General features: G+C 59.2%; 19 protein-coding genes and 1 pseudogene. 11 read left to right on the forward strand and 9 right to left on the reverse strand.

The genetic code is table 11. The features are described 5' to 3' along the window. Positions 1–2: 2 nt before the first annotated feature. The 4 genes from G3M63_RS13900 to G3M63_RS13920 all read left to right on the forward strand — a co-directional run bounded on the left by G3M63_RS13900 (position 3) and on the right by G3M63_RS13920 (position 3,727). A complete protein-coding gene (locus tag G3M63_RS13900) occupies positions 3–485 on the forward strand; it encodes a CvpA family protein (RefSeq protein WP_150301201.1) in 483 nt (160 codons plus the stop codon). 51 nt (positions 486–536) lie between these two features. Next, positions 537–2,048 carry an amidophosphoribosyltransferase gene (purF, locus tag G3M63_RS13910; protein ID WP_150301202.1) on the forward strand — a complete coding sequence of 504 codons (1,512 nt, stop codon included), beginning with the start codon at positions 537–539 and terminating at the stop codon, positions 2,046–2,048. Between the two features lie 7 nt (positions 2,049–2,055). Beyond that, on the forward strand, positions 2,056–3,267 hold the full coding sequence (locus G3M63_RS13915) for an O-succinylhomoserine sulfhydrylase (protein WP_150301203.1): 1,212 nt from the start codon (positions 2,056–2,058) through the stop codon (positions 3,265–3,267). Positions 3,268–3,436: 169 nt separating this feature from the next. Further along, positions 3,437–3,727, forward strand: a complete 291-nt coding sequence (locus G3M63_RS13920) for a helix-hairpin-helix domain-containing protein (RefSeq protein WP_150301204.1) — start codon at positions 3,437–3,439, stop codon at positions 3,725–3,727. Between the two features lie 68 nt (positions 3,728–3,795). On the opposite strand, the gene G3M63_RS19760 is transcribed toward G3M63_RS13920, so the two are convergent. Together G3M63_RS19760 and G3M63_RS19765 are read right to left on the reverse strand one after the other, a co-directional pair. Next, on the reverse strand, positions 3,796–4,341 hold the full coding sequence (locus G3M63_RS19760; RefSeq protein ID WP_371923588.1) for a methyl-accepting chemotaxis protein: 546 nt from the start codon (positions 4,339–4,341) through the stop codon (positions 3,796–3,798). A gap of 318 nt (positions 4,342–4,659) precedes the next feature. Beyond that, positions 4,660–5,244: pseudogene (locus tag G3M63_RS19765) on the reverse strand (HAMP domain-containing protein); the annotation flags it as partial. Between the two features lie 474 nt (positions 5,245–5,718). On the opposite strand from G3M63_RS19765, the gene rnd reads away from it, so the two are divergent. Beyond that, complete coding sequence (gene rnd / locus G3M63_RS13930; RefSeq protein ID WP_223825051.1) at positions 5,719–6,855, forward strand: ribonuclease D; 1,137 nt, start codon at positions 5,719–5,721, stop codon at positions 6,853–6,855. A 2-nt stretch (positions 6,856–6,857) separates the two neighbouring features. Next, entirely contained in the window at positions 6,858–7,151 is a 294-nt protein-coding gene (locus G3M63_RS13935; protein ID WP_150301206.1) for a YcgL domain-containing protein, read from the forward strand. Positions 7,152–7,182: 31 nt separating this feature from the next. On the opposite strand, the gene G3M63_RS13940 is transcribed toward G3M63_RS13935, so the two are convergent. From G3M63_RS13940 to G3M63_RS13955, 4 genes are all read right to left on the reverse strand, one after another. Continuing rightward, positions 7,183–8,406 carry a pyridoxal-dependent decarboxylase, exosortase A system-associated gene (locus G3M63_RS13940; protein ID WP_163983526.1) on the reverse strand — a complete coding sequence of 408 codons (1,224 nt, stop codon included), beginning with the start codon at positions 8,404–8,406 and terminating at the stop codon, positions 7,183–7,185. A 19-nt stretch (positions 8,407–8,425) separates the two neighbouring features. Then, the gene (locus G3M63_RS13945) at positions 8,426–8,656 is read right to left on the reverse strand and encodes a DUF3820 family protein (RefSeq protein ID WP_150301208.1); all 231 of its coding nucleotides are present in this window, start codon (positions 8,654–8,656) and stop codon (positions 8,426–8,428) included. Positions 8,657–8,694: 38 nt separating this feature from the next. Next, positions 8,695–10,248 (reverse strand): acyl-CoA ligase (AMP-forming), exosortase A system-associated, encoded by a 1,554-nt coding sequence (locus G3M63_RS13950; RefSeq protein WP_163983527.1) that lies wholly within the window; start codon positions 10,246–10,248, stop codon positions 8,695–8,697. Positions 10,249–10,311: 63 nt separating this feature from the next. Beyond that, complete coding sequence (locus G3M63_RS13955) at positions 10,312–10,713, reverse strand: TM2 domain-containing protein (protein ID WP_150301210.1); 402 nt, start codon at positions 10,711–10,713, stop codon at positions 10,312–10,314. An 81-nt stretch (positions 10,714–10,794) separates the two neighbouring features. On the opposite strand from G3M63_RS13955, the gene G3M63_RS13960 reads away from it, so the two are divergent. The 4 genes from G3M63_RS13960 (at position 10,795) to G3M63_RS13975 (ending at position 14,761) form a co-directional block, all read left to right on the forward strand. Further along, the gene (locus G3M63_RS13960) at positions 10,795–12,153 is read left to right on the forward strand and encodes a YcjX family protein (protein ID WP_163983528.1); all 1,359 of its coding nucleotides are present in this window, start codon (positions 10,795–10,797) and stop codon (positions 12,151–12,153) included. Beyond that, entirely contained in the window at positions 12,150–13,193 is a 1,044-nt protein-coding gene (locus G3M63_RS13965) for a TIGR01620 family protein (protein ID WP_163983529.1), read from the forward strand. Before G3M63_RS13960 ends, G3M63_RS13965 begins: the two co-directional genes overlap by 4 nt. Then, positions 13,177–13,875: a hypothetical protein gene (locus G3M63_RS13970; RefSeq protein WP_163983530.1), complete on the forward strand. Its 699-nt coding sequence runs from the start codon at positions 13,177–13,179 to the stop codon at positions 13,873–13,875. Before G3M63_RS13965 ends, G3M63_RS13970 begins: the two co-directional genes overlap by 17 nt. A gap of 94 nt (positions 13,876–13,969) precedes the next feature. Continuing rightward, positions 13,970–14,761 carry an acyl-CoA thioesterase II gene (locus G3M63_RS13975; protein WP_163983531.1) on the forward strand — a complete coding sequence of 264 codons (792 nt, stop codon included), beginning with the start codon at positions 13,970–13,972 and terminating at the stop codon, positions 14,759–14,761. Between the two features lie 16 nt (positions 14,762–14,777). Here the strand turns inward: G3M63_RS13975 and cmoB are convergent, their stop codons facing one another. Then, entirely contained in the window at positions 14,778–15,749 is a 972-nt protein-coding gene (gene cmoB / locus G3M63_RS13980) for a tRNA 5-methoxyuridine(34)/uridine 5-oxyacetic acid(34) synthase CmoB (protein ID WP_163983532.1), read from the reverse strand. Further along, complete coding sequence (gene cmoA, locus G3M63_RS13985; protein WP_150301216.1) at positions 15,746–16,486, reverse strand: carboxy-S-adenosyl-L-methionine synthase CmoA; 741 nt, start codon at positions 16,484–16,486, stop codon at positions 15,746–15,748. The genes cmoB and cmoA overlap by 4 nt, the downstream gene beginning before the upstream one ends. Positions 16,487–16,880: 394 nt before the next feature. Between cmoA and G3M63_RS13990 the strand changes: the two genes are divergently transcribed. After that, positions 16,881–18,980, forward strand: a complete 2,100-nt coding sequence (locus tag G3M63_RS13990) for a FimV family protein (protein ID WP_163983533.1) — start codon at positions 16,881–16,883, stop codon at positions 18,978–18,980. Between the two features lie 63 nt (positions 18,981–19,043). On the opposite strand, the gene lon is transcribed toward G3M63_RS13990, so the two are convergent. Continuing rightward, complete coding sequence (lon, locus tag G3M63_RS13995; RefSeq protein WP_150301218.1) at positions 19,044–21,461, reverse strand: endopeptidase La; 2,418 nt, start codon at positions 21,459–21,461, stop codon at positions 19,044–19,046. Positions 21,462–21,819: the final 358 nt, after the last annotated feature.

A 21,819-nucleotide genomic window follows, 5' to 3' on the forward strand; every position in this document is an offset into this window, starting at 1 on the left:
TAGTGACATTCACCTGGGTAGATTGGGTAATAATCGGGACCATTGTCGTATCGGCTCTAATCAGCCTGACTCGTGGCTTCGTCAAGGAAGCCCTGTCCTTGCTGACCTGGGTGATCGCTGGCCTGGTAGCCTGGATGTTCGGCGGGGCCTTTGCCGACCTGCTCACCGGCTATATTGAAACGCCATCGCTGCGTGTCATCGTGGCCTGCGGTATTCTCTTCGTTCTCACATTGATTCTGGGTGGATTGCTCAATTACCTGATCGGTCAGCTGGTTGTGGCGACCGGTCTGTCGGGTACTGATCGCTTCCTCGGGATGGTCTTTGGCGCCGCGCGAGGCGTCTTGCTGGTGGTCGTGGCTGCTGGATTGTTGAGCCTGGCCCCGGTAGAGGCTGATGAGTGGTGGCGTCAATCGCAACTCATTCCCCATTTTTTGCTGGTGGCCGACTGGTCCAAGGATTTCATCCTGGGTTTGATAGGTCGCTGATTTCCGCCTTCCTCGGCGAGCGCGTTTCAACGTTAACGAAAGGGTTCAGGTATGTGTGGCATTGTTGGCATAGTGGGCAGATCGAACGTCAATCAGGCGCTCTATGACGCCCTGACCGTCCTGCAGCATCGCGGCCAGGACGCCGCCGGCATCGTAACCAGCGACAGGGGGCGGCTGTTCCTGCGCAAGGACAACGGCCTGGTGCGCGACGTCTTCCATCAGCGCCATATGCAGCGTCTGATCGGCAACATGGGTATTGGCCATGTTCGCTATCCTACGGCCGGGTCCTCCAGCTCTGCTGAGGCTCAGCCGTTCTATGTCAACTCCCCGTATGGCATCACCCTTGCGCATAACGGCAACCTGACCAACGTCGAGCAGCTGTCGCGCGAGATCTACGAGTCTGATCTGCGTCATGTCAATACCAACTCCGACTCGGAAGTGCTGCTCAACGTGTTCGCTCACGAGCTCGCTCGGGCAGGTAAATTGCAGCCGGGTGAGGAAGATATCTTCAATGCTGTGCGTGCCGTACATACCCGTTGCCGGGGTGGCTACGCCGCTATCGCCATGGTCACCGGCTATGGAATCGTCGGTTTCCGTGATCCCAATGCGATTCGCCCCATCGTATTCGGCAAGCGTGACACCGAGAGCGGGACGGAGTACATGATCGCCTCGGAAAGTGTATCGCTTGATGTGCTGGGTTTTGAGCTGATTCGCGACCTGGCGCCCGGCGAAGCGGTGTATATCACCGAGCAGGGTGAGCTGTTCACGCGTCAGTGCGCAGATAACGCGCAGTATTCGCCATGCATTTTCGAGCACGTGTATCTGGCCCGACCTGACTCGATGATTGACGGTATTCTGGTGTACAAGGCGCGCCTGCGTATGGGTGAGAAGCTCGCCGAGAAAATTCAGCGCGAACGGCCGGACCATGGGATTGATGTAGTCATTCCGATCCCCGACACCAGCCGCACGTCCGCCGTCGAGCTGGCTAACCATCTGGGCGTCAAGTTTCGTGAAGGTTTTGTCAAGAATCGCTACATCGGCCGCACCTTCATCATGCCGGGCCAGGCGGCCCGGAAGAAGTCCGTGCGCCAGAAGCTGAATGCCATTGAGCTGGAATTCCGCGGCAAGAACGTGATGCTGGTGGACGATTCCATCGTGCGCGGTACGACCTGCAAACAGATTATCCAGATGGCCCGGGAAGCCGGCGCCAAGAACGTGTATTTCTGTTCGGCAGCACCCGCGGTTCGCTTCCCGAATGTATACGGCATTGATATGCCGAGCGTGCATGAACTGATCGCGCATGACCGTACGACAGAAGAAGTCTGCGAATTGATCGGGGCCGATTGGCTGGTATATCAGGACCTCGAAGATCTGGTCGATGCGGTACGCGAAGGCAACCCGAAACTCGGTCGGTTCGACTGTTCGGTGTTTGACGGTGAATATGTCACCGGCGACGTGAACGAAGCCTATCTCGGCAAGATCGAGCAGGCGCGTAACGACGCTGCCATGGCTGGTGGCGAGATTCACAATGAAATGATCGATCTGCACAAGCACAATGGTTGAGACTGACATGACAACTGAATGGGAGCCAGGCCGGCTCAACAGTGATCTGGGCGACGCCGGCTTTGACACACTGGCGGTACGGGCCGGGCAGCGCCGCGGACCTGAAGCGGAGCACGGCGAAGCGTTGTTCCTCACTTCGAGCTATGTGTTTCGCAGCGCCGCGGATGCCGCGGCCTGCTTTGCCGGTGATGCGCCGGGTAATGTCTATTCACGGTACATGAACCCGACCGTGCGCACCTTCGAGGAGCGCATCGCCGCGCTGGAAGGTGCAGAACAGGCGGTTGCTACCGCGTCGGGCATGGCTGCGATTCTGGCCACTGTCATGAGCCTTTGTTCAGCCGGTGACCATATCCTGGTGTCGCGTAGTGTTTTCGGGGCAACCGTCAGCCTGTTTGACAAGTACTTCAAGCGCTTCGGGATTGAGATTGACTACGTTGGACTTGCCGATCTGGATGGCTGGCAGGCTGCGTGTAAGCCGAATACCAGAATGTTCTTCGTCGAGTCTCCGTCCAATCCGCTGGCAGAGCTGGTGGATATCCGCGGCCTGTCTGCGGTGGCAGACGAGCAGGGCGCTTGGCTGGTTGTCGATAATTGTTTCTGCACGCCGGCCTTGCAGAAGCCACTTGAGCTTGGTGCGCATATCGTTGTGCACTCAGCAACCAAATACATCGATGGCCAGGGCCGCTGTCTCGGCGGCGTGGTCGCCGGACGCAGTGAGCAGATGAAGGAAATCGTCGGGTTCCTGCGCACTGCCGGCCCGACCCTTAGCCCCTTCAATGCCTGGGTATTTCTCAAGGGACTCGAGACGCTTCGTTTGCGCATGAGAGAGCATTGTGCAAACGCCCAGATTCTTGCCGAGTGGCTGGAGCAGCAACCGGCTATCCAGCGGGTGTATTACGCTGGGCTCGTCTCTCATCCGCAGCATGAACTGGCCAAGTCTCAGCAAAGCGGTTTCGGTGCAGTGGTGAGCTTTGAGCTTGAGGGCGGTCGCGATGCTGCGTGGCGTTTTATCGATGCCACACGGATGCTTTCCATCACTGCGAATCTGGGTGACAGCAAAACGACCATCACCCATCCGGCCAGCACTACCCACGGTCGCCTGGCGCCCGACGTGCGCTTGGCAGCCGGTATCAACGAAGGCCTGATCCGTTTGGCGGTAGGACTGGAGGACGTAGAAGATCTCCGCGCGGATCTGCAGCGGGGTCTGTCTGCAATCTAGAGGTAGCGCACAGTAGTAGGGGCAGCTATGGCTAACGGATCACAAACCATGTGATCCGTTTTGCTTAATGGGGTTGGGTTGTTCTACGTTTGTGAAGCCGCAGGGATAGTCGACCCGCGTAGTGGTATTCGCGGGCAGTGCGGCTTAACTCAAATCAAGGAAGAAACCTATGAAAGCCATATATCTTGCTGTTCTGTTTGTCCTGTCGTCCTGGTTCGCGCTCCCGGTTGTTGCCGAGACATCCGCGGCCCCGGCATCGGTTATCTCGGTCAACATCAATAACGCCAGCGCCGCGGAAATCGCCGAAACCCTGCAGGGTGTCGGTGTTGCCAAGGCGGATGCCATTGTTGCCTACCGCGAAGCCAATGGTAGTTTTGCTTCCGTCGAGTCCCTGTCCGAAGTATCGGGTATTGGTGCGGCTACCGTCGAAAAAAACCGTGCCCGTATTGCTCTGCAGTAAGCGTTAACCCTTCCGTAACTCGATTGGCGTCATTGCAACTCGCATGGCAATGGCGCTCAATCCGACTCTCAGGTTTTTAGTCTACTTACCGAATCCGTCAGCTGATGAGCCAGGGCCGCCAATTGTTCGCTGGTGGTGGCACTCTGGCGAGTCTGATCGACGGTTTGTTCCGTTACGTCACGTATCTGGATAACGCTCTGGGTAATGGCTTCAGCCGCCTGGCTCTGTTGCTCGACAGCTGATGCGATCTCCGAGTTGCCGTCGCGAATGGCGGTGACCGCTGCGGTAATCTCCCCCAACGAGACGCCCGCTTGTTCTACCTGCTCGACCGACTCATGGGTTAACCGCGCACTGTCCTGCATGTCCCGGACTGCATCACCTGTGCCGCGCTGCAACCCCTCGATCATTCGCTGTATTTCGTTGGTGGATGTCTGTACGCGCTGAGCCAGCGCTCTGACCTCATCAGCAACGACCGCAAAACCACGCCCGGACTCACCCGCGCGGGCAGCCTCAATGGCAGCGTTCAGAGCAAGCAGGTTGGTTTGTTCAGCAATCTCGCCGATAACCCTGACTACACCGCTGATTTCCTGGCTGTGGCCTTCGAGGTTTTGCATATGCTTGGTGCAGCGTTCAATGCTGGTTGCCAGACCGGTAATCGTCTGGCTGACCCGAACGACCTGATCGCGGCCTTCCCGCGCCAGGCCATCGGTACGGTTGGAGCGTTCGCTGGTTCGCGCAGTATTGCCGGCAATATCCTGTACCGTAGCGCCCATTTCGTTGACCGCAGCGGCGACCATGTCGGTCTCGCCTTGTTGTGCCGTCATCCCATCGCGCACCCGTACCATCAGCCCGGCCAGTTCGCTGGCTCTGCGGTCTAGCTGTTCGGCCGCCTGGCGAACCGAGCCTACTACTTCCTGCTGGGCACTTTGCATGGCATTAAAGGCTCTGGCGATGGATCCGACCTCATCACGTGTGTCAGCTCGGGCACGCAACCGCAGATCACCTGTTTCCTGCACGGATAACATGACGTCACGCACGGCAATAATATGGCGCGTAATGAACAGGATCAGCACCTGGGAGACGACCAGAACGCCGAGCATCAGCATAAAGACTGCCGGGGCGTAGGTAGTAATTCGGGAAAGCAACAACGCCATATAATCCTGGCGTTGTACGCCCAGCGCGCGCTGCTGCCCATCGACCTGCGCCGTCCACAGACCAAACAGGTCGCCAGTAGCGGCTTGCTTCAGGTTCTCTTGCGGGATCCATACGTCCGAAGTGCCAGCGCCAGCTTTCATTTGGCTGCGTATCGCTGCGGGATTGATCCAGCTCAGACCGGGTACGTGCTGATTTTCAGGCAGACTATGGATCAACGAAGCGGCCAGTGCCTTGCGCTCGCCATGCAAAGCATTTTGCTCAGCGTACAGAGCGACCAATACCAGTAGCAGCAGGCTGACGAACGAAACGCCGTTCACTGCCCAGAACTTGTATTTCAGCGGTACATGCTTGAAAGAAACCATGCCTAATCCATTTCCCGAGTGTTATGTCTTGGTATCGGTCGGTGAGGCATATTCTTGATAGCAAAAGCAAAACTTTTACCGGTCTAGGGTCTGTTGCCGTTTCATCGCGAGCCGCGTTGCTGTGTCAAATGGCGCAAGGCCGGGCGGCGATCCGCAAGGCGCGGGACGCAGGTAATGGTTGTTCCCTTGCCAAGTCCCGCAACGCCGCGTGGCGTCATTTGCCACGCAACCTAGGCGGCCCCACCCGTAGGGACGGGGCTCGTTTAGCGCAGCCCTGCGTTACTCGTCGCTCATTTGGAACAACCAAACTTCACTCCTCGCGCCTTGTTCTGCACGAAACGGGCTTCCGTCGCGGCCGCAATGAAACGGCAACAGACCCTAGAGTGCAGTGCGGCCAGAAGCGGATCGGGTATACTTGCGGCTGGTTTGGGGCTGTTGACGTTTCGTCGGGGCTCGCCGCGAAACGAGGAAAACATGATGGAAGTGACCCAGGCGAAAACATTGTTTATTGATCGTAATGAAGTGCTCGCAGAGTGGTGTGAGCGATGGCTCAAGTTACCCTATGTGGCGGTAGACACCGAGTTTGTACGCACCGAGACCTTCTACCCGATTGCTGGTTTGATCCAGATCGGCGATGGACAGCATGCTTATCTGATCGACCCGCTGGCTATCACCGAGTGGGCTCCCCTGGTCGAGCTGCTGGGCGCTCCCGGGGTGATCAAGGTGTTCCATTCCTGCAGCGAAGATCTGGAAGTCTTTCATCATCTGTGTGGCGTGGTCCCACAACCGTTATTTGATACCCAGCTCGCGGCTGCCTATCTCGGCATGGACTTTTCCATGGGCTATTCCCGGCTGGTAAAAGCCTTGCTCGATATCGAGCTGGCCAAGGACGAAACGCGATCGGACTGGCTGCAGCGGCCCCTGAGCCCGACGCAGCTGCAGTACGCCGCAGACGATGCGCTGCACCTCGCGCAGATCTATGAACTCATGGCGCCGCGTATCGATGCAGCGGGTCTTACCTCCTGGTTGCTCAGCGATACGGCGGAGCAGGGCAGTCATGTAGGGGTCTTGCAGGACCCTGACCAGGCATATCGGGGCATCAAGCAGGCCTGGCGTCTGAAGCCCGATGAACTGGCCATACTCAAACTGCTCGCGGCATGGCGGGAGCGTGAAGCGCGGCAGCGGGATCAGGCGCGTAACCGTATCCTGCGCGAATCGGCGATGGTTCCGATTGCACAACGCCAGCCCGACTCGCTCCAGACACTTTCCAGAATCGAGGATATGCATCCTCGTTCGGTCCGACATGATGGTGAAATGGTGCTCGAGTTGGTCCGTCAGGGCCAGGCGATACCTCCATCCGAGTGGCCACAGCCTTTGCCCGAGCCGCTGCCGCCGGATGCCAATCGCCTGTTGAAGTCGCTGCGTAAGATTGGACAGCGACATGCAGTCAAACTGAATATCGCGCCTGAATTGATGCTGCGCAAAAAAGTACTGGAAGCCATCGTGCGTACAGGTTATCCGGCGGGCCCTTACAGCCTGCCCGACGAATTGAATGGTTGGCGGCGCGAACTGATGGGCGCCGAATTACTGGACGTGGCTAACGCAGGTTGAGTATGCAAATTGAAGTGTCGATTTACCGTAGCAAGCGCAAGCCGGGGATGTATCTATACGTACCGAAGGAAACCGATCTGGAAGAGCTGCCCGGACATTTGTCGGTCGTTTTCGGCGTGCCGGAACACGCCATGGATCTGGTCCTGACCGAGCAGCGCAAACTCGCGCGTGAAGACGTGCTCAAGGTGATGGATAACCTGAAAGCCCAGGGCTATCACTTGCAGATGCCGCCTGAGCCTGAAGACTATCTGGTTCATCTGCCCGATGAGCTGCTGTACCGCAACGATCCGATCTAGCCGGCACTGCTGGTAACAAGGCCCCGTTACCTCAGACCAGCAACTCCACCACAGTCGGGTGTCCGAGAAAGGATGCCGGGCTGGCACTGGCGCCATAGGCGCCCGATTGCAACACCACCAGCCAGTCGCCCGGCGCAGCTTCGGGCAGGCTGACCTTGTCGGCAAGGATATCCAGAGGTGTGCACAGCGGGCCCTGGGCCGTCACTGTCTCGGTGGAGGGCAACCCGGCCTTGTTACCGATGAGCACGGGATAGTTCTTGCGCAGTACCTGACCGAAATTCCCCGAGTTGGCCAGATGATGATGCAGCCCACCATCGCACATCAGGTACGTCTGGCCGCGGCTCTCCTTGCGCTCGATCACGCGACATACGTAATAGCCCGCTTCGCCAACCAGATAGCGGCCCAACTCCATGACCAGCCGGGTTTGGCCAAGCCAGTGGGCATTATCATCGATCAGGCTTTGTAGATGCTTGCCCACCGCCGGTAGGTCAAGCGCCTGTTCACCCGGAAAGTACGGAATACCCAGCCCGCCGCCCAGGTTGATCAGCTCGAACGGCTTGCCCCAGGCGTCGCTGAGGCGCTTGGCCAGGGCAAAGGTCTGTAGCTGGGCTTCTTCAATCGCCGCCTGACGCAAATTCTGTGAGCCGCTGAATATATGCAGGCCGCAGAGCTGCAGCGGGCCGTCACGCAAGGTATCTAGCAGAGCGGGTATCTGCTCGGCGTCGATACCGAAGGGTTTTGCACCCCCGCCCATCTTCATGCCGGAAGACTTGAGCTCGAAGTCGGGATTCACGCGCAGGGCGATGCGCGGCTGCAGGCCGAATTCCCCGGCGATCCGCCGGATGCGCGTCAGCTCCCCGGCGGATTCCACGTTCAACATGATACCGCTGGCGATCGCCGCAGCCAGCTCATGGTCGCCCTTGGCCGGGCCGGCAAAGCTGATTTCCTGCGGATCCATGGTGGTATCAAGTGCCGTGCGCAACTCGCCGATGGATGCGACATCCAGGCCGTCTACCTCGCTGGCCATGAGTTGCACGACTGCCGGCATCGGGTTGGCCTTGATTGCATAATGCAGCTCAATACAATCGGGCAGCGCGCTGCGCAACTCAGCCACCCGGCGCCGGATCATGGCGCGATCATAGGCATAGAAGGGCGTCTGGCCGGCACGCAGGGTCAGTTGCTGCAGTGTCTGGCCGTTTATCAGTAGCTGATTGGACTGGATGGGCAGGTTGTCGAAAGCGGCGTGAGTGGTCATATCTGTCCCGATTCGAAGGTCAAGGTCTGGCGCGGCGAACATCGCTACGCAGCGGATCAAGCAGGTACGACAGGCCGTTGTGGTCGATTTCCTGCATCAACTCCAACAACCGGCCGATTTCTCCGGAGGGGAAGCCTTCCCGGGCAAACCAGTTCAGATAATGGCCAGGCAGATCAGCAATGAGCCGGCCCTTGTATTTGCCGAAGGGCATCTCGCGGGTCAGGAGTAGCTGCAGATCTTCCGGTTTCATGGCATTACCTTGAGTCATCGGGGCCTGTTGAGCAGCGCTCAGGCGTGATTGAACTGTCGCGCGTAGCCTTGACGCAGCAGGCTTCGATCGTACTTGCCATTGGCATTGCGCGGAATGGTCTCGCACCAGATCCACGCCTGGGGTTGCATATAGTTGGGCAAGCGTGATTTGAGCCAGGTCTGCAGTTGCGCTTCGTTGTCCCGGTTGCCACGCAGCACAGCGATGGGCGCCTGACCGAGGCTGGGATGCTCCGCCGCGGTAACAACCGCTTCATCTACCAGGCCGCTTTCCAGCAGTGTCTGTTCAATCTCGTCGGGGCTGATCCGGTAGCCGGAACATTTGATCTGCTCGTCGCGGCGGCCGACGAAGAACATGAAACCTTCAGCATCGCGAAACACCCGATCGCCTGACCATACCGCGAGCTCCGGGATCGGCTGTTGATGTGGCTGACAGGGCGCGGGTCGGAAACGCTCGGCGGTACGTGCTGGGTCATTCCAGTAACCCATGCCGACCAAGGCACCGCGATGTACCAGCTCACCTTCTTCATCGTCATCGCACAGGCTGCCGTCTTCTCGCACCACGAGCACGTCGGCATTGGGAATCGCGATGCCGATGGAACCGGGTTTTTCATCAATCCGGTGTGGTGGCAGCCAGGTCGACCTGAAGGCTTCGGTCAGGCCGTACATGAGGTAGGGCAACGCCTGCGGCTGTGCAGCGCGCAGGGTCTGCAAAGTCGCTGCGTGCAGGCGGCCGCCGGAGTTGGTGAAATAACGCAGGCACCGGGCTTCATCCGGCCATTCCAGCTCGGCCAGCTGTTGCCAGAGTGGCGGTACACCGGCCAGGCCGGTGACTTGATAGCGTGCCACGGCCTTGATGACATCACGCGGTAGCAGATAGTCCAGCAATATCACACTGGCGCCACGCAGAAAGGCAGTGGTGAGTTGCGACAAACCGTAATCAAACGAAAGCGGCAGCACCGCCAGCAAGCGGTCTTCCGCTGAATTGTGCAGATACTCGGCAACGCTTTGAGCTCCCACCAGCATATTGCGCTGGCTGAGCATCACCCCCTTGGGTTGCCCGGTACTGCCGGAGGTATAGAGCAGGGCGGCCATATCACTGTCGATCGCCTTGCTCGGCTGCGGAGCCGCAGTCGGCAGATCTGCCCAGACAATGGTTCGAACCGGCAAATCGGCAGCCTTGTCGACCAGAATGACGCCGCTCAGATCACTGCAGTGAGCGATAGTGTCTTTCAGCTGGCCCGCCCGCTGGGCGCTTGTAACCAGCCAGCGAGCGCCTGCGTCTTGCAGAATGTGGCCAACCTGGGTGGCTTTGAGCTGCGGGTTGACCGGAACAAACACCGCGTCTGCGCGATTACTGCCAAAAAGCGCAATCACGGTTTCAGGTTGTTTTGGTAGGTAGACTGCAATCCGATCGTTACGCTGTATGCCCAAAGCCTGCAGGCTGCCGGCGAAGGCCTCGACGTCGTCTCGCAGCTGTGCGTAGTCGAGAACCTGATCGCGCCATACAAGCGCGGGCGCACCCGCATTGCGGGTGCTGCTGTGCTCAATGAGTTGGTAAAGACGCGTAAGCATGAGTCTGACCGGCTGAAAAAAGGCCGCCAGTTTACCTGATTCGCGCAGTCTCCACGGCCCGCATTACCACGAGCGCTGGATATTTTTCTCGGAAATCTGCTCGTTCAGCGTCCAGTAATCGTACAAAACGCCAAGCAGGAACAGGCCACCCGTGAAGAAATAGATGATCGCGGTGATCCATTTGCCCAGATACAGACGGTGGGCGCCAAAAATACCCAGGAAGGTGAGCAGCACCCAGCTGAGATTGAAATTGACGGGGCCGCTGCGAAAGCGCCGATCGGCTTTATCGTCCATGGACGGAATCAGAAACAGGTCGACGATCCAGCCGATGAAAAACAGACCCAGCGTGAAAAACCACAGCGTGCCAGTCCAGGGCTTGCCATAGTAGAACCGGTGAGCGCCCATGAACCCGAAGATCCACAGCAGGTAACCGATGGTTTTGCTGTGGGTGTCAGAATATGCCATTAGTGCTACCTCAATTCCTTTTAGTCGTTATGCAATACTTAACTGCAGAACCTAACCATAAATGATTACTGGAGCAGGTGCATGGTAGTACGGAAAAAAAACGGCCTGGTACAGCAAGCGCGGGAGCAGGCCGGACGTTTGACTACCCAGCGATTGCGGGTCGGGGTGACCGGGCTCAGCGCTGCCGGTAAAACTACCTTCATCACCAGCCTGATCAATCAGCTGGAAAACCACCAGCGCGGCTTGCTGGCCAGGCGTGCTCCCTTCGACCGCCTGGAATCCGTCCGCTGGCAGCGTGATTCAGTCGAGCAGCCCTTTCCCTACCTCGAGGCGCTGCGCTCGCTGTCCCTCGATCCGGCCAGCTGGCCGGAATCCACCCGGGATCTGTCCCGTGTCGTGGTCGATCTGCGCTTTCGCTCGCAAGGATTACTCAAGAAGCTGCAAGGACCGCGGTCACTGCGGCTGGAAATCCTGGATTATCCGGGTGAATGGCTACTTGATCTGCCGTTACTGCGCCTGAGTTATGGCCAGTGGTGCGAGCAGATGCGCAGCTGGCTGGATACCGAGCCGCGGCGCAGTCTGGCCGGGCCCCTGCGGGACGAGCTGATGGCCTTGCCCGCGGACAAGCCGCACGATCCCGAGCAATTGGCAAAGCTCACCGAAGAGTGGACGGCGTTCCTGCGACGTTGCCGCAGCGAGGCGGGACTGGCGCGCAATCAGCCGGGCCGGTTTCTATTGCCCGGCAGTGGCGTTGCACCGGAGATGCTGCGCTTTGTTCCGCTGTTATCAGCCAATCAGCACAGCAGTGGCGGCAAGGGGACCTGGTGGGCCGAATGCGAGGCGCGCTTCAATTATTATCGCGACTACATCGTCAAGGGGTTCTACGACGAGCACTTCAGCCGGCTGGACCGGCAGATACTGCTGGTTGACATGCTGGCTCCGATGGATGCCGGCCAGAACGCGCTGACCGACCTCAAAGCTGGCCTTGAATCAGTGCTCGAAAGTTTTCGCTATGGCCGCAACACCTTCTTCGAGCGGCTTTTCAAGCCGCGTATCAACCAGCTGGCGGTCTGCGCAACCAAGGTGGATCAGGTGGTACCCGGGCAACAGCGCGCTGTACAACAATGCCTGGAAGACCTGGTCACCGATAGCTTGTCAGAAGTCAGACATGGTGGGGTGAAAGTGCGGGGCTTTCCGTTGGCAGCAATCCGTTCGACGCGTCAGGAGGGCGACGCGCTGGTGGCCGGGCTCGTCGGCAAAACCGGCTGGGTGCGCTATCAGCCCGGCAGCATTCCCGAACATCTGCCGTTGGATCTCCAGGTTGAAGGACCGGAGCTGCTCAAATTGCGGCCACCGCCTGGGCTGCACCGCAACGAGCCCTTTCCCCATTACCGCATGGATGATCTGATCGGCTGGTTGGTCGACGGGAGCCAGGTATGAATCAAGACGAAATGCGGCGCGAGAAGACCCGGATTCTGGAATCCTGGGAGCAGCCTGCCACCGAGGCTGAGCTCACACGGACCCGCATTATTGGCGAAGCCAGCATGACGCCGCGTGAGCAGGAAATCGCGGAAGAATTACCTCTGCCTGGCGCAATCAACGCACCACCTTTGAGCCCCTGGCCGCGTCGTTTATGGCGCGCAGCAGTGGGTGTCGCACTCGGTGGCGCCGTCTACGAATGGTCTACCTGGACACTGTCTGCCTGGCAATGGCATCCCGTGGCTGGCGGTCTGCTCGGCGCCCTGGGTGTCGGTATTGCTGGCACGGGTGTAATGGCCTGGCGCGATCTGCGCCGGCAGCGCGGACGGCTCACCGAACTCGAGCAGTTGCGTCTGGAAATGCAGGCCGCGCTGGCGGATCCTCGTGAGCGGCTGGCTGTGGACTGGCTGGATCGCCTGCAGCAGCTCTACGCCAATACACCCCTGGCGTCGCGCATGCGCATCGCCTGCGCCGACCTCGATGGCTCTCACGGCGCCGACGAGGTGAGCAGGCGCTTGAATCTGTTGTTTTACCAGCCACTGGACATGCAAGCGCGGCAGATGGTCCGCCGCGGCGCCATCGGCACCGGCATGCTGGTGGCGACCAGCCCCTGGGTGGCGGTGGATCTGCTTCTGGTCGTCTGGCGGAACTTGCGCATGATGCAGCGCGTAGCCGTGTGTTTCGGATTGCCGATGGGCCAGCTTGGACGTTGGCGACTGGCGCGGCATGTGCTGCGTAATATTGCGCTGGCCGGTGGTACCGAGATGGCCATCGGCGCGCTGAGCGACAGCTTGTTGTCGGGGATCATGGAAAAACTGGCTGCCCGTATCGGACAGGGGATCGGTGTCGGCTTGTATAGCGCCAGGCTGGGTCACTTTACCCTGGATCTGTGCCGGGCGGTGCCACTGCCAGACCGTCAGATGCTGGCCGAAGACAACCGCGGCATTATCAATGGAATTCGGGAACGGTTAGGCAAGGTCAAGGATGAACAAACCCCATAAATCACGGCAGCGCTGGCTGATGGAGCGCTGGCTGGCGAAGCGTCGGCAAACGCTGGTCAAGCGTTGGGAAGCGCTTCAGAACCAGCTGATGCCGGCCGACTGGACCGCTCGTTGTGCTCGCATGATGGCAATCCCTGATGCGGAGGTGTCCAGTTGGAAGCCACGGCCAGGCTCCAGCAGTGCCGAGCTCGGGTTGCTTGTGCAAGCCTTGCCGCTCCATCAGCGCCGCTGGCTGGCCAGTCTGCTTGATGCGCCGAGTGCCGGGGCCAGTACGCTGATAGAGGCGATTGAGCGGCTACAACTGGATTGGCGGGTGCGGCTCGATCCGTTGCACAGTCATCGCGAATATGCCGCGCAGCTTGTCGTGCTTGCCCGGCAACTGGATCTGCAACCTGCCGCCGAGTCTGCCTATCTGAAAAATGAGCAGAAGATCTACCCGGCCATCGATGTGTTGTTGTTCGAATCGTTACCGCTCAGGCTGCGTACGGTCATGCTTGAGCGCTACCCGCCTGGCTCCGGTAAATATGTGGGCTGGTGGCAGGATCAATTGCTCGCACGGGCGGGCGAACCCGGATCTGCACTGGATGGGCTGGGTGATAATGATTGGCCAGAACTCCCCGCAGCCTGGCTGGCTCTCGGTTGGTTATGCGGCTTGCGGTTGATCACAGACGATGCGCGATAAGGCGTCATTCCGCGAATCGATGATGGAACGGGAGCCTTTGCTGCTCTGGCAGGATCACCTAACATGCTGAAAACATTCATGAAGAGAGACGACCATGACTTTCGCTGATTTGCTCGCTGCGCTGGCTGAATCTCCAGACCATCAGGTTACTGTTCCTGCCAGCTGGGCCCAGGGCAGGGCTGGTTACGGCGGTTTGATCGCCGCGCTGGTTTTCGAAGGCATGCGCGCCAAGGCAAGTGGCCGTCCGGTTCGCTCGCTGGCCATCACGTTCGTCGGCCCGGTCGCGCCGGGAGAGCCGATGAAGGTCGAAAGCGAGGTGCTGCGCGAAGGCAAGGCGGTGACGCAGATGCTTGGCAAGGCCGTGCAGAATGGGCAGACAATGTGCATCATTCAGGGCAGCTTCGGCGCGTCCCGTGAGTCGGTAGTTGACGTCGCCGCCGAAGACGCGCCGCAGGTAAGTGCTCCGCAGCATTGCAAGGAACTGCCTTTCGTCAAGGGAATCAGTCCCGACTTCATCCAGCACTTCTCGGTGCGCTGGCTCTTCGGTGATCTGCCGTTCACCAACAGCCGCAAGCGCGAGATGGGCGGCTGGATGGGCTTCAGTCAGGACGAAGGTGATATCCACGAAGGACATATTCTGGGACTGATGGATGTCTGGCCGCCTGCCGTGCTGCCGCATCTGGCGCAACGCGCGCCGGCGAGTACGCTGACCTGGACCATCGAATTCATGCAGCCACAACCGCAGGTCGGTAATACCGAATACCTGCTGTACCGGGCCGAAATCGAGCGCGCCCGCGATGGTTACGGGCACACCGCAGCCAAAGCCTGGAACGAACGCGGCGAGCTGGTCGCCATCAGCCGCCAGACCGTCACAGTCTTCGGCTGATATTACTCACAACAGGTCAGGGCAGCTCGGCGATCAGCGTGGCACGCAGCGGTGCCGGGTAACCTTCACAGGTCAGTGCAGCATTCTCCGGGTCGAGGAAATCCGGTAGCGACTGGAAGCGCATCCAGTCAGTGCTGCGCTGCTCTTCGGTGCTGGTGCGGTTGAGGTCAACGCAACGGATATTGACGAACCCCGCGCGACTCAGCATCCGCTCGAGCATCGCCACCGATGGCAGGAACCACACATTTCTCATCTGGGCATAGCGGTCCTGCGGCATCAGGCAGCTGTTTTCGTCGCCTTCAATAACCAGTGTTTCCAGTACCAGTTCGCCGCCCCGGGCAATGCAGGCCTTGAGCTGCAGCAGGTGATCGATGGGCGAGCGTCGGTGGTAGAACACACCCATGGAAAACACGGTATCGAAGCCGCCGGTGGGTTCCGGCAGGTCTTCCAGCGTTAGCGGCAGTAGCCATACCGGCGCATCCGGCAGGTAATGACGCACCGCTTCGAACTGGGTCATGAACAACAGATTCGGATCCACCCCGATGACCTGTCGAGCACCTGCCTCCCACATCCGCCACATGTAGTAACCGTTGCCGCAACCGACATCCAGCACCCGTTTTCCCGTCAGAGAAAGGTGCGGTGCCACGCGCTGCCACTTCCAGTCGGAGTGCCATTCGGTATCGATATGCATGCCGAACAGTTCGAAGGGGCCTTTGCGCCAGGGGTGCAGACCACGCAGCGCCTGTTCGAGACGTGTGTGCTCCGCCTCCGTCAGCTGGTCGGCTCGGCCCACGCTGATGCGATCATGCAGTTCAACGGCTACCTGGTCGTGGTCTGGCAACAAGTCCAGACAGGCTTGCCAACGCGGCAAATCGCCATGCCTGCGCGCGGTTTCCATACGTTTTTCAAGGGCGGCGGGCAGGGGATCCAGCCAATGTTCCAGCGGGGTACCTGCCAGGCTGTGATACAGCGGTGCGAAGTCAATCATTTGTGGGCAATCATCGAGCCGAAGTTGAGACACTGAAACCAGCTATGGGCGTGCTTGAAGCCGGCCTGTTGCAGCCGTTCGAGGTGCGTTTCCAGAGTGTCCGGAAGCATCACCTTTTCAATCGCTGAGCGTTTCTGTGCAATTTCCAGTTCGCTGTAGCCGTTGGCGCGCTTGAATGCGTAGTGCAGCAACTCGAGGCTCTGCTGGGTGCTCTCGTCGGCGAAGTGCAGCTTCTCCGACAAAACCAATATGCCGCCAGGCAACAGTGCTTCGTGGATGCGCGTAAGCAGGGCCAGGCGCTGCTCCGGATCGATGAATTGCAAGGTAAAGTTCAGCACCACGACCGAACACGGCTCAAACGGAAGGTTGAGTATATCGCCGTGCACCACGTCGATTGGCGTGAGCTCTTCCACCATCGCGTCCTGCGCGGTGAGGTATTCGCGGCAGCGCTCGGTCATCGCCTCAGCATTATCGACGGCGCGGATATGGCAGCCGTCGGCGCGCACGTGCCGGCGCATCGACTGGCTGGCAGCGCCAAGCGAGCATCCCAGATCATAGATCAGGCTGCCTGGCTGGGCATACTGTCCGGCAATCAGCCCGATACTCTCTACAATGGTGGGGTAACCAGGCACTGAACGTTTGATCATATCGGGGAAAACTTTCGCCACATCATGATCGAATACGAAATCAGCCACCCGACTCAGTGGGGTAGCGAACAGTTTATCTACTTCCGTCATTGTCAGGTCCGGATCATTTTGAGGTCGGGATTTTAGCGCAAAACGACGCGTAAGAGGGCGCCGACAATCCAGTGCCTGGCCAGTGCACTACTTGCTTTCAGCGATAGCTGGTGATTGCCAGGTCCTCTGTGGCGCAGCGTTTATATAGGCGGTGAGCCCCCCGACGGCAAATCCCGGACGACACGCTATGTCATGAAAATGACCATTACGGTTATGATACGCACCGCGAACCATTTTTTGACGACAGGGTCATTGCGCTGCTCGTTTTTCAGTCAAAGTGATGTCATAGTGATATTAGTTGTGATCGGAAAGGTCTCACTGGCATGAGAACGTGTCCGGGAAGGCAGCGACAGCGTCGCACAGCGTCTGTCGTTCATATAACAGAGGAAAGGGTATGGCAGTAAAGCGCCAGTTGGTTTTCGGCGTCGCCTCGGTGGCGGCTCTTTATGCAGGTTTGAGCAATGCCCTGGGGTTAGGTGAGGTTGAACTGCAATCTGCCCTGAATCAGCCCTTGAACGCAATCATCCAGTTGCAAGGCAGCCAGGGGTTTTCTCCGGAGGAAATCCGGGTATCGCTCGCGGGCGCTGAGGCGTTTGCCAACGCAGGTATCGAGCGTCCCTTCTTTTTGTCCGACCTGCGCTTCACCCCGGTGATCACGGGCAACGAGATGGTCATCCGCATCGAATCGAGCAAGCCGGTACTGGAGCCCTATCTGAATTTTCTGGTCGAGCTGCGTCAGCCTAATGGCCGCGTATTGCGTGAGTACACGCTGTTGCTCGACCCGCCCCTGTACGATCCCAACGCAGGTTTGCTGAGCCAGGCGCCAGCGCGTCAGGCGTCCGCTGCGCCTGTACCGCGCACGGGCAGCAGTTCTTCTTCTACTAACCGCTCCGCTGCGCCTGCCCGACCAGCACAGTTGCCGGATATCACCGCTCAGCCAGGCGCCAGCACGTACAACACGGTGGCGGGGGATACTCTCTGGGAGATTGCGGCGAAGACGCGCCCGACCGATTCGGTTTCTATCCGCGACAATATGTTGGCTATCCAGGCCCTGAACCCAGATGCCTTCATCGGCGGCGATATTGGCCGGCTGCGCAGCAACGCCAGGTTGGTGCTGCCTACTGCAGAGCAGCTGGGCGTCGAGGCCACAGCGCAGACAGCGCCGACGGACTCGAACACAAACACCGCAGGGTCCCAGGGCGCGCGTCCTGACCCGGCTGCACCGGAACGGGCGACGAGATCCGATGACTCGGAAACAGCGTCAGCGACTGATCGGGCTCGGTCGGAAGGTGCCGGGTCGAATACCAGTGCGCGATTCCGGATCGAAGAGACCACCGCGGATACCGCTATTGCGAACAATCAGGTTCTGCTTGATCGGCTGCAGTCGCTGGAGGCGCGATTCAATGTCCTGTTGAATGAGCTGGATGCGCGTGATCGCCAGATTGCCAATCTGCAGGCGGAGCTTGAGGTTTTGCGTGCCGCCCAGGCTTCCGAGGCGCAAAGCACGTCGGGCGGTATCGCACCGGTAGGCACGGTAGGCACGGTAGGCGAGAACGCTGAGCGGGCCGGCGCAGTCGCTGCGTCTGGTAGCGCTGAACCGGAATCCGGTGCAATCGCTGCCGAAGTCGCCATACCTGAGCCGCAAGTCAGCAACGAAACGTTCTTGTCGCGCTGGTGGCCCGCGCTGTTAGGCCTGCTCGCGGCATTGCTCGGAACGCTGCTATGGCTGTGGAAGCGCAGGCAAAGTGAGCAGGAAGCTGACACGACGACGGTCGATGGGCGGGAGCTGACGGTACCTGAGGCTGCTGCGGCGACACTCGCTGCCGAGGCTGCAGTGCAGACCACCATGGTCAGGGAAGCCGTTGCGCCTCGTACGACGCGACCAGTGGACCAGCTCGATGGGGTGGAGCTTTACATCACTTACGGGCGCTTTGCTGAGGCACTGGTCATGCTGGAACGGGCCATCGAAGAGAATCCCAAGCGTCTGGACCTGCGTTATCAGCAACTGCGAGTGCTGGCCGAGTTGGGTGAAGTGCGCCAATTTACCGAGCAGGAACAGGCGATCCTCGCGGTCGGCGGTAATCCGACGCGGATTGATGAAATCAAATCGCGCTACCCGGAATTGTTCTCTGGACGCAGCGATCAGGTGGAGCAGGTCGATGAGCTCGAGCCGCTACTGGACGACGATCTGGATGAGGGCGCGGGCAGTACCGAGTCATATGCATCAGGCGATTTCGCCAGCAATGAGGAGAGCAGCGAGCTGAACCTGAATGACTTTACGCTGGATCCGGACTGGGATCTGATCGAAGGCTTGACCCCTGCGCCAGGCAATCGGGACCCGGGAAGTCAGGACGCCGATGCGCAACCGGAACCGCATGATGATGAAATGCTCCGTGATGGTCTGCGCAAGATGCCCGAGGTCGAAGAGCTGGATGACGACGAGGATCTGTTCCCTGGCAAGCAGGGCGCGCAGCCACCGCGTCGCGACAGTTAAAGCGTCATCGGAATTACTGCGCCAGATTGCCAGCACGCTGGACTGACGCAGTACTCCGGTTTGCTAGTTGAATAGTCGTTTGGCCACGTCGCGGAAATGACTGGCGAAGTGAATCGTCATCCCCTTGGTCAGATAATCCGGCAGTTCCTCGAAATCGCCTCGATTGGCTTCAGGCAGTATCAATTCATAAATCGACTGCCGGCGCGCTGCGATAACCTTCTCCCTGATACCGCCGACCGGCAGCACCTGTCCGGTGAGAGTGATTTCGCCTGTCATGGCTATTGCTTCACGCGGCGCCTCATCGCGAGCCAATGAGAGCAGGGCGCTGGCGATCGTTACGCCCGCGCTCGGGCCGTCCTTGGGCGTCGCGCCTTCGGGGACATGCAAATGCACGAAGGCTTCGTCGAAAAAATCCTTGTCTGCCTTGTACCGTCCAAGATTGGCACAGACGTAGCTGTAGGCAATTTCCGCCGACTCCTTCATCACGTCACCCAGCTTGCCGGTCAGTTTGAATCCACGATTGAGGGTATGAATGCGGGTTGCTTCGACTGGCAGGGTCGCGCCGCCCATCGAGGTCCAGGCCAGGCCGGTAATGATACCGACGCCCTTGAGCGTCTTTTCCGTACGGAATGCGGGGGTGCCGAGCAGAGCCTTGAGATCGTCTGGCTTGATGGTGACCTTGCGATCGGGGTCTTCCAGCAGCTGCATGACCGATTTGCGGATTATCTTGGCCAGCTGTTTTTCCAGATTACGAACGCCAGCCTCGCGGGCATAACCCTCAATGATCTCGCGTAGCGCCTTGTCAGTGATACGCAGCTGGCTCTTGCGTAACCCGGCGCGCTCCAGCTGCCGCGGCCACAGATGATGCTTGGCGATTGCGAGCTTTTCCTCGGCGATATAGCCAGACAGGCGAATCACATCCATACGGTCGAGTAGCGGGCCGGGAATGCTATCCAGCGTGTTGGCTGTACATACGAAGAGCACCTTGGAAAGATCCAGACGCATGTCCAGGTAGTGATCGAGAAACTGGTTGTTCTGTTCCGGGTCCAGTGTCTCGAGGAGCGCCGATGCCGGGTCGCCCTGATGGCTGCTGCCGAGCTTGTCGATTTCATCGAGCATGATCACCGGGTTCATTACGCCGACATCCTTGAAGGCCTGTACGAACTTACCCGGCATGGCGCCGATATAGGTGCGGCGGTGACCCTTGATCTCCGCCTCGTCACGCATGCCGCCGACACTGAACCGGTAGAAAGGGCGCCCCAGACTTTCCGCAATCGAGTGACCGATACTGGTCTTACCGACGCCAGGCGGGCCAACAAGAAGGATGATGGAGCCCGAAACAGAGCCCTTGAATACGCCGATAGCCAGAAACTCGAGTATGCGCTGCTTGACGTCCTCGAGCCCATCATGATCCCGATCGAGGACCTTGCGGGCATGCTTGATATCCAGCTTGTCGGCATGGGTAAGGCCCCAGGGGATGGACGTAGCCCAATCGAGATAATTACGGGTTACGCCATATTCCGGAGACCCGGTCTCCAGTATTGAAAGCTTCTGCAACTCTTCCTCGATCTTCTTGCTGGCTGGCTCTGGCAACGTCTTGTCTGCCAGACGCTGGCGAAACTGCTCGATATCGGCGGTGCGGTCGTCCTTCGACAAACCCAGTTCGCGCTGGATAACCTTGAGCTGCTCCTTGAGGAAGAACTTGCGCTGATGCTCGCTGATAGTGCGGTTAACTTCCGCGCTGATCTCGCCCTGTAGCCGCGCAACGTCGATCTCCTTCTTGAGCATGACCAGCACTTTTTCCATGCGTCGCAGGATAGGGATGGTGTTCAGTACATCCTGCAATTCTTCGGCGCGCGCTGACGTCAGCGCCGCTGCGAAGTCCGCGAGCGGCGAGGGCTGGTTCGGGCTGAAGCGATTCAGATAGTTTTTCAGCTCCTCGCTATAGAGCGGGTTCAGCGGAAGCAGCTCCTTGATGGCATTTATCAGGGCCATGGCATAGGCGCGTACTTCGTCGCGCTCGTCGGTCGGCGACTCGGGATATTCGACCTCGACCAGATAGGGCGGCTTGCGGGTCAGCCAGTTGGTGATACGGACGCGGGTAAGCCCCTGGGCGATAAACTGGATCTTGCCGTCTTCCCTGACTGCATGGTGGATCTTGACCGCGCAGCCAGTATCCGGGAGATGGCTAGGGTCAAGGTGGCCGCTTTCGTCCAGCGGCGAGTCGACATAGAACAGACCAAGCGCGTGGTGGGGCGTGTTGGCCACCTGCTCGATGGTTTCTGCCCAGGGCGTTTCGTTGATGACCACCGGCATGACTTGGGCTGGAAAGAACGGCCTGTTGTGGATAGGTAGCAGGTAGATCTTGTCCGGCAGCCGCTGGTTGGGAATGACCAGGCCAGTGCCAGGCTCGAAATCCTGTTTAGGTTCCTGCTCGTCCCCCTCGATGAAATCTGGTTTCGTTGAAGACTGGTCAGTCATTGAAGGTTCCTGTGTGGTTGAACGTACTATTGTGAGTCTCTTGCGATGAGATGGTGCCTGCATTGATGTATTTCAATAGCGGCGCCACGAAGTCCAAGAAGGCCGGCTCAGATGTCAAGTTCGACTCGTCGGATGGCGTACTTTGAACTAATGTAGATGGAGGCGCCGGTAGCACTATGCCGGCGTGGAGCCTGCGCATACCGGGTAAGTTGCTTCATTGAGCGGGTATAGCCGGCTGTCGCCGTTAACATCAGCGGGCCAGTCATGACCCTCTCGGGAGCTGGCTGTGGCAGAATTGCATCCCGACAGACGGGCTCTGCCCAACAAGCCCGATGTCCAGGGTCAATCGGGGCAGGCA

It is taken from the genome of Pseudomonas sp. OIL-1 (genome assembly GCF_010669185.1).
Classification (GTDB): domain Bacteria; phylum Pseudomonadota; class Gammaproteobacteria; order Pseudomonadales; family Pseudomonadaceae; genus Halopseudomonas; species Halopseudomonas profundi.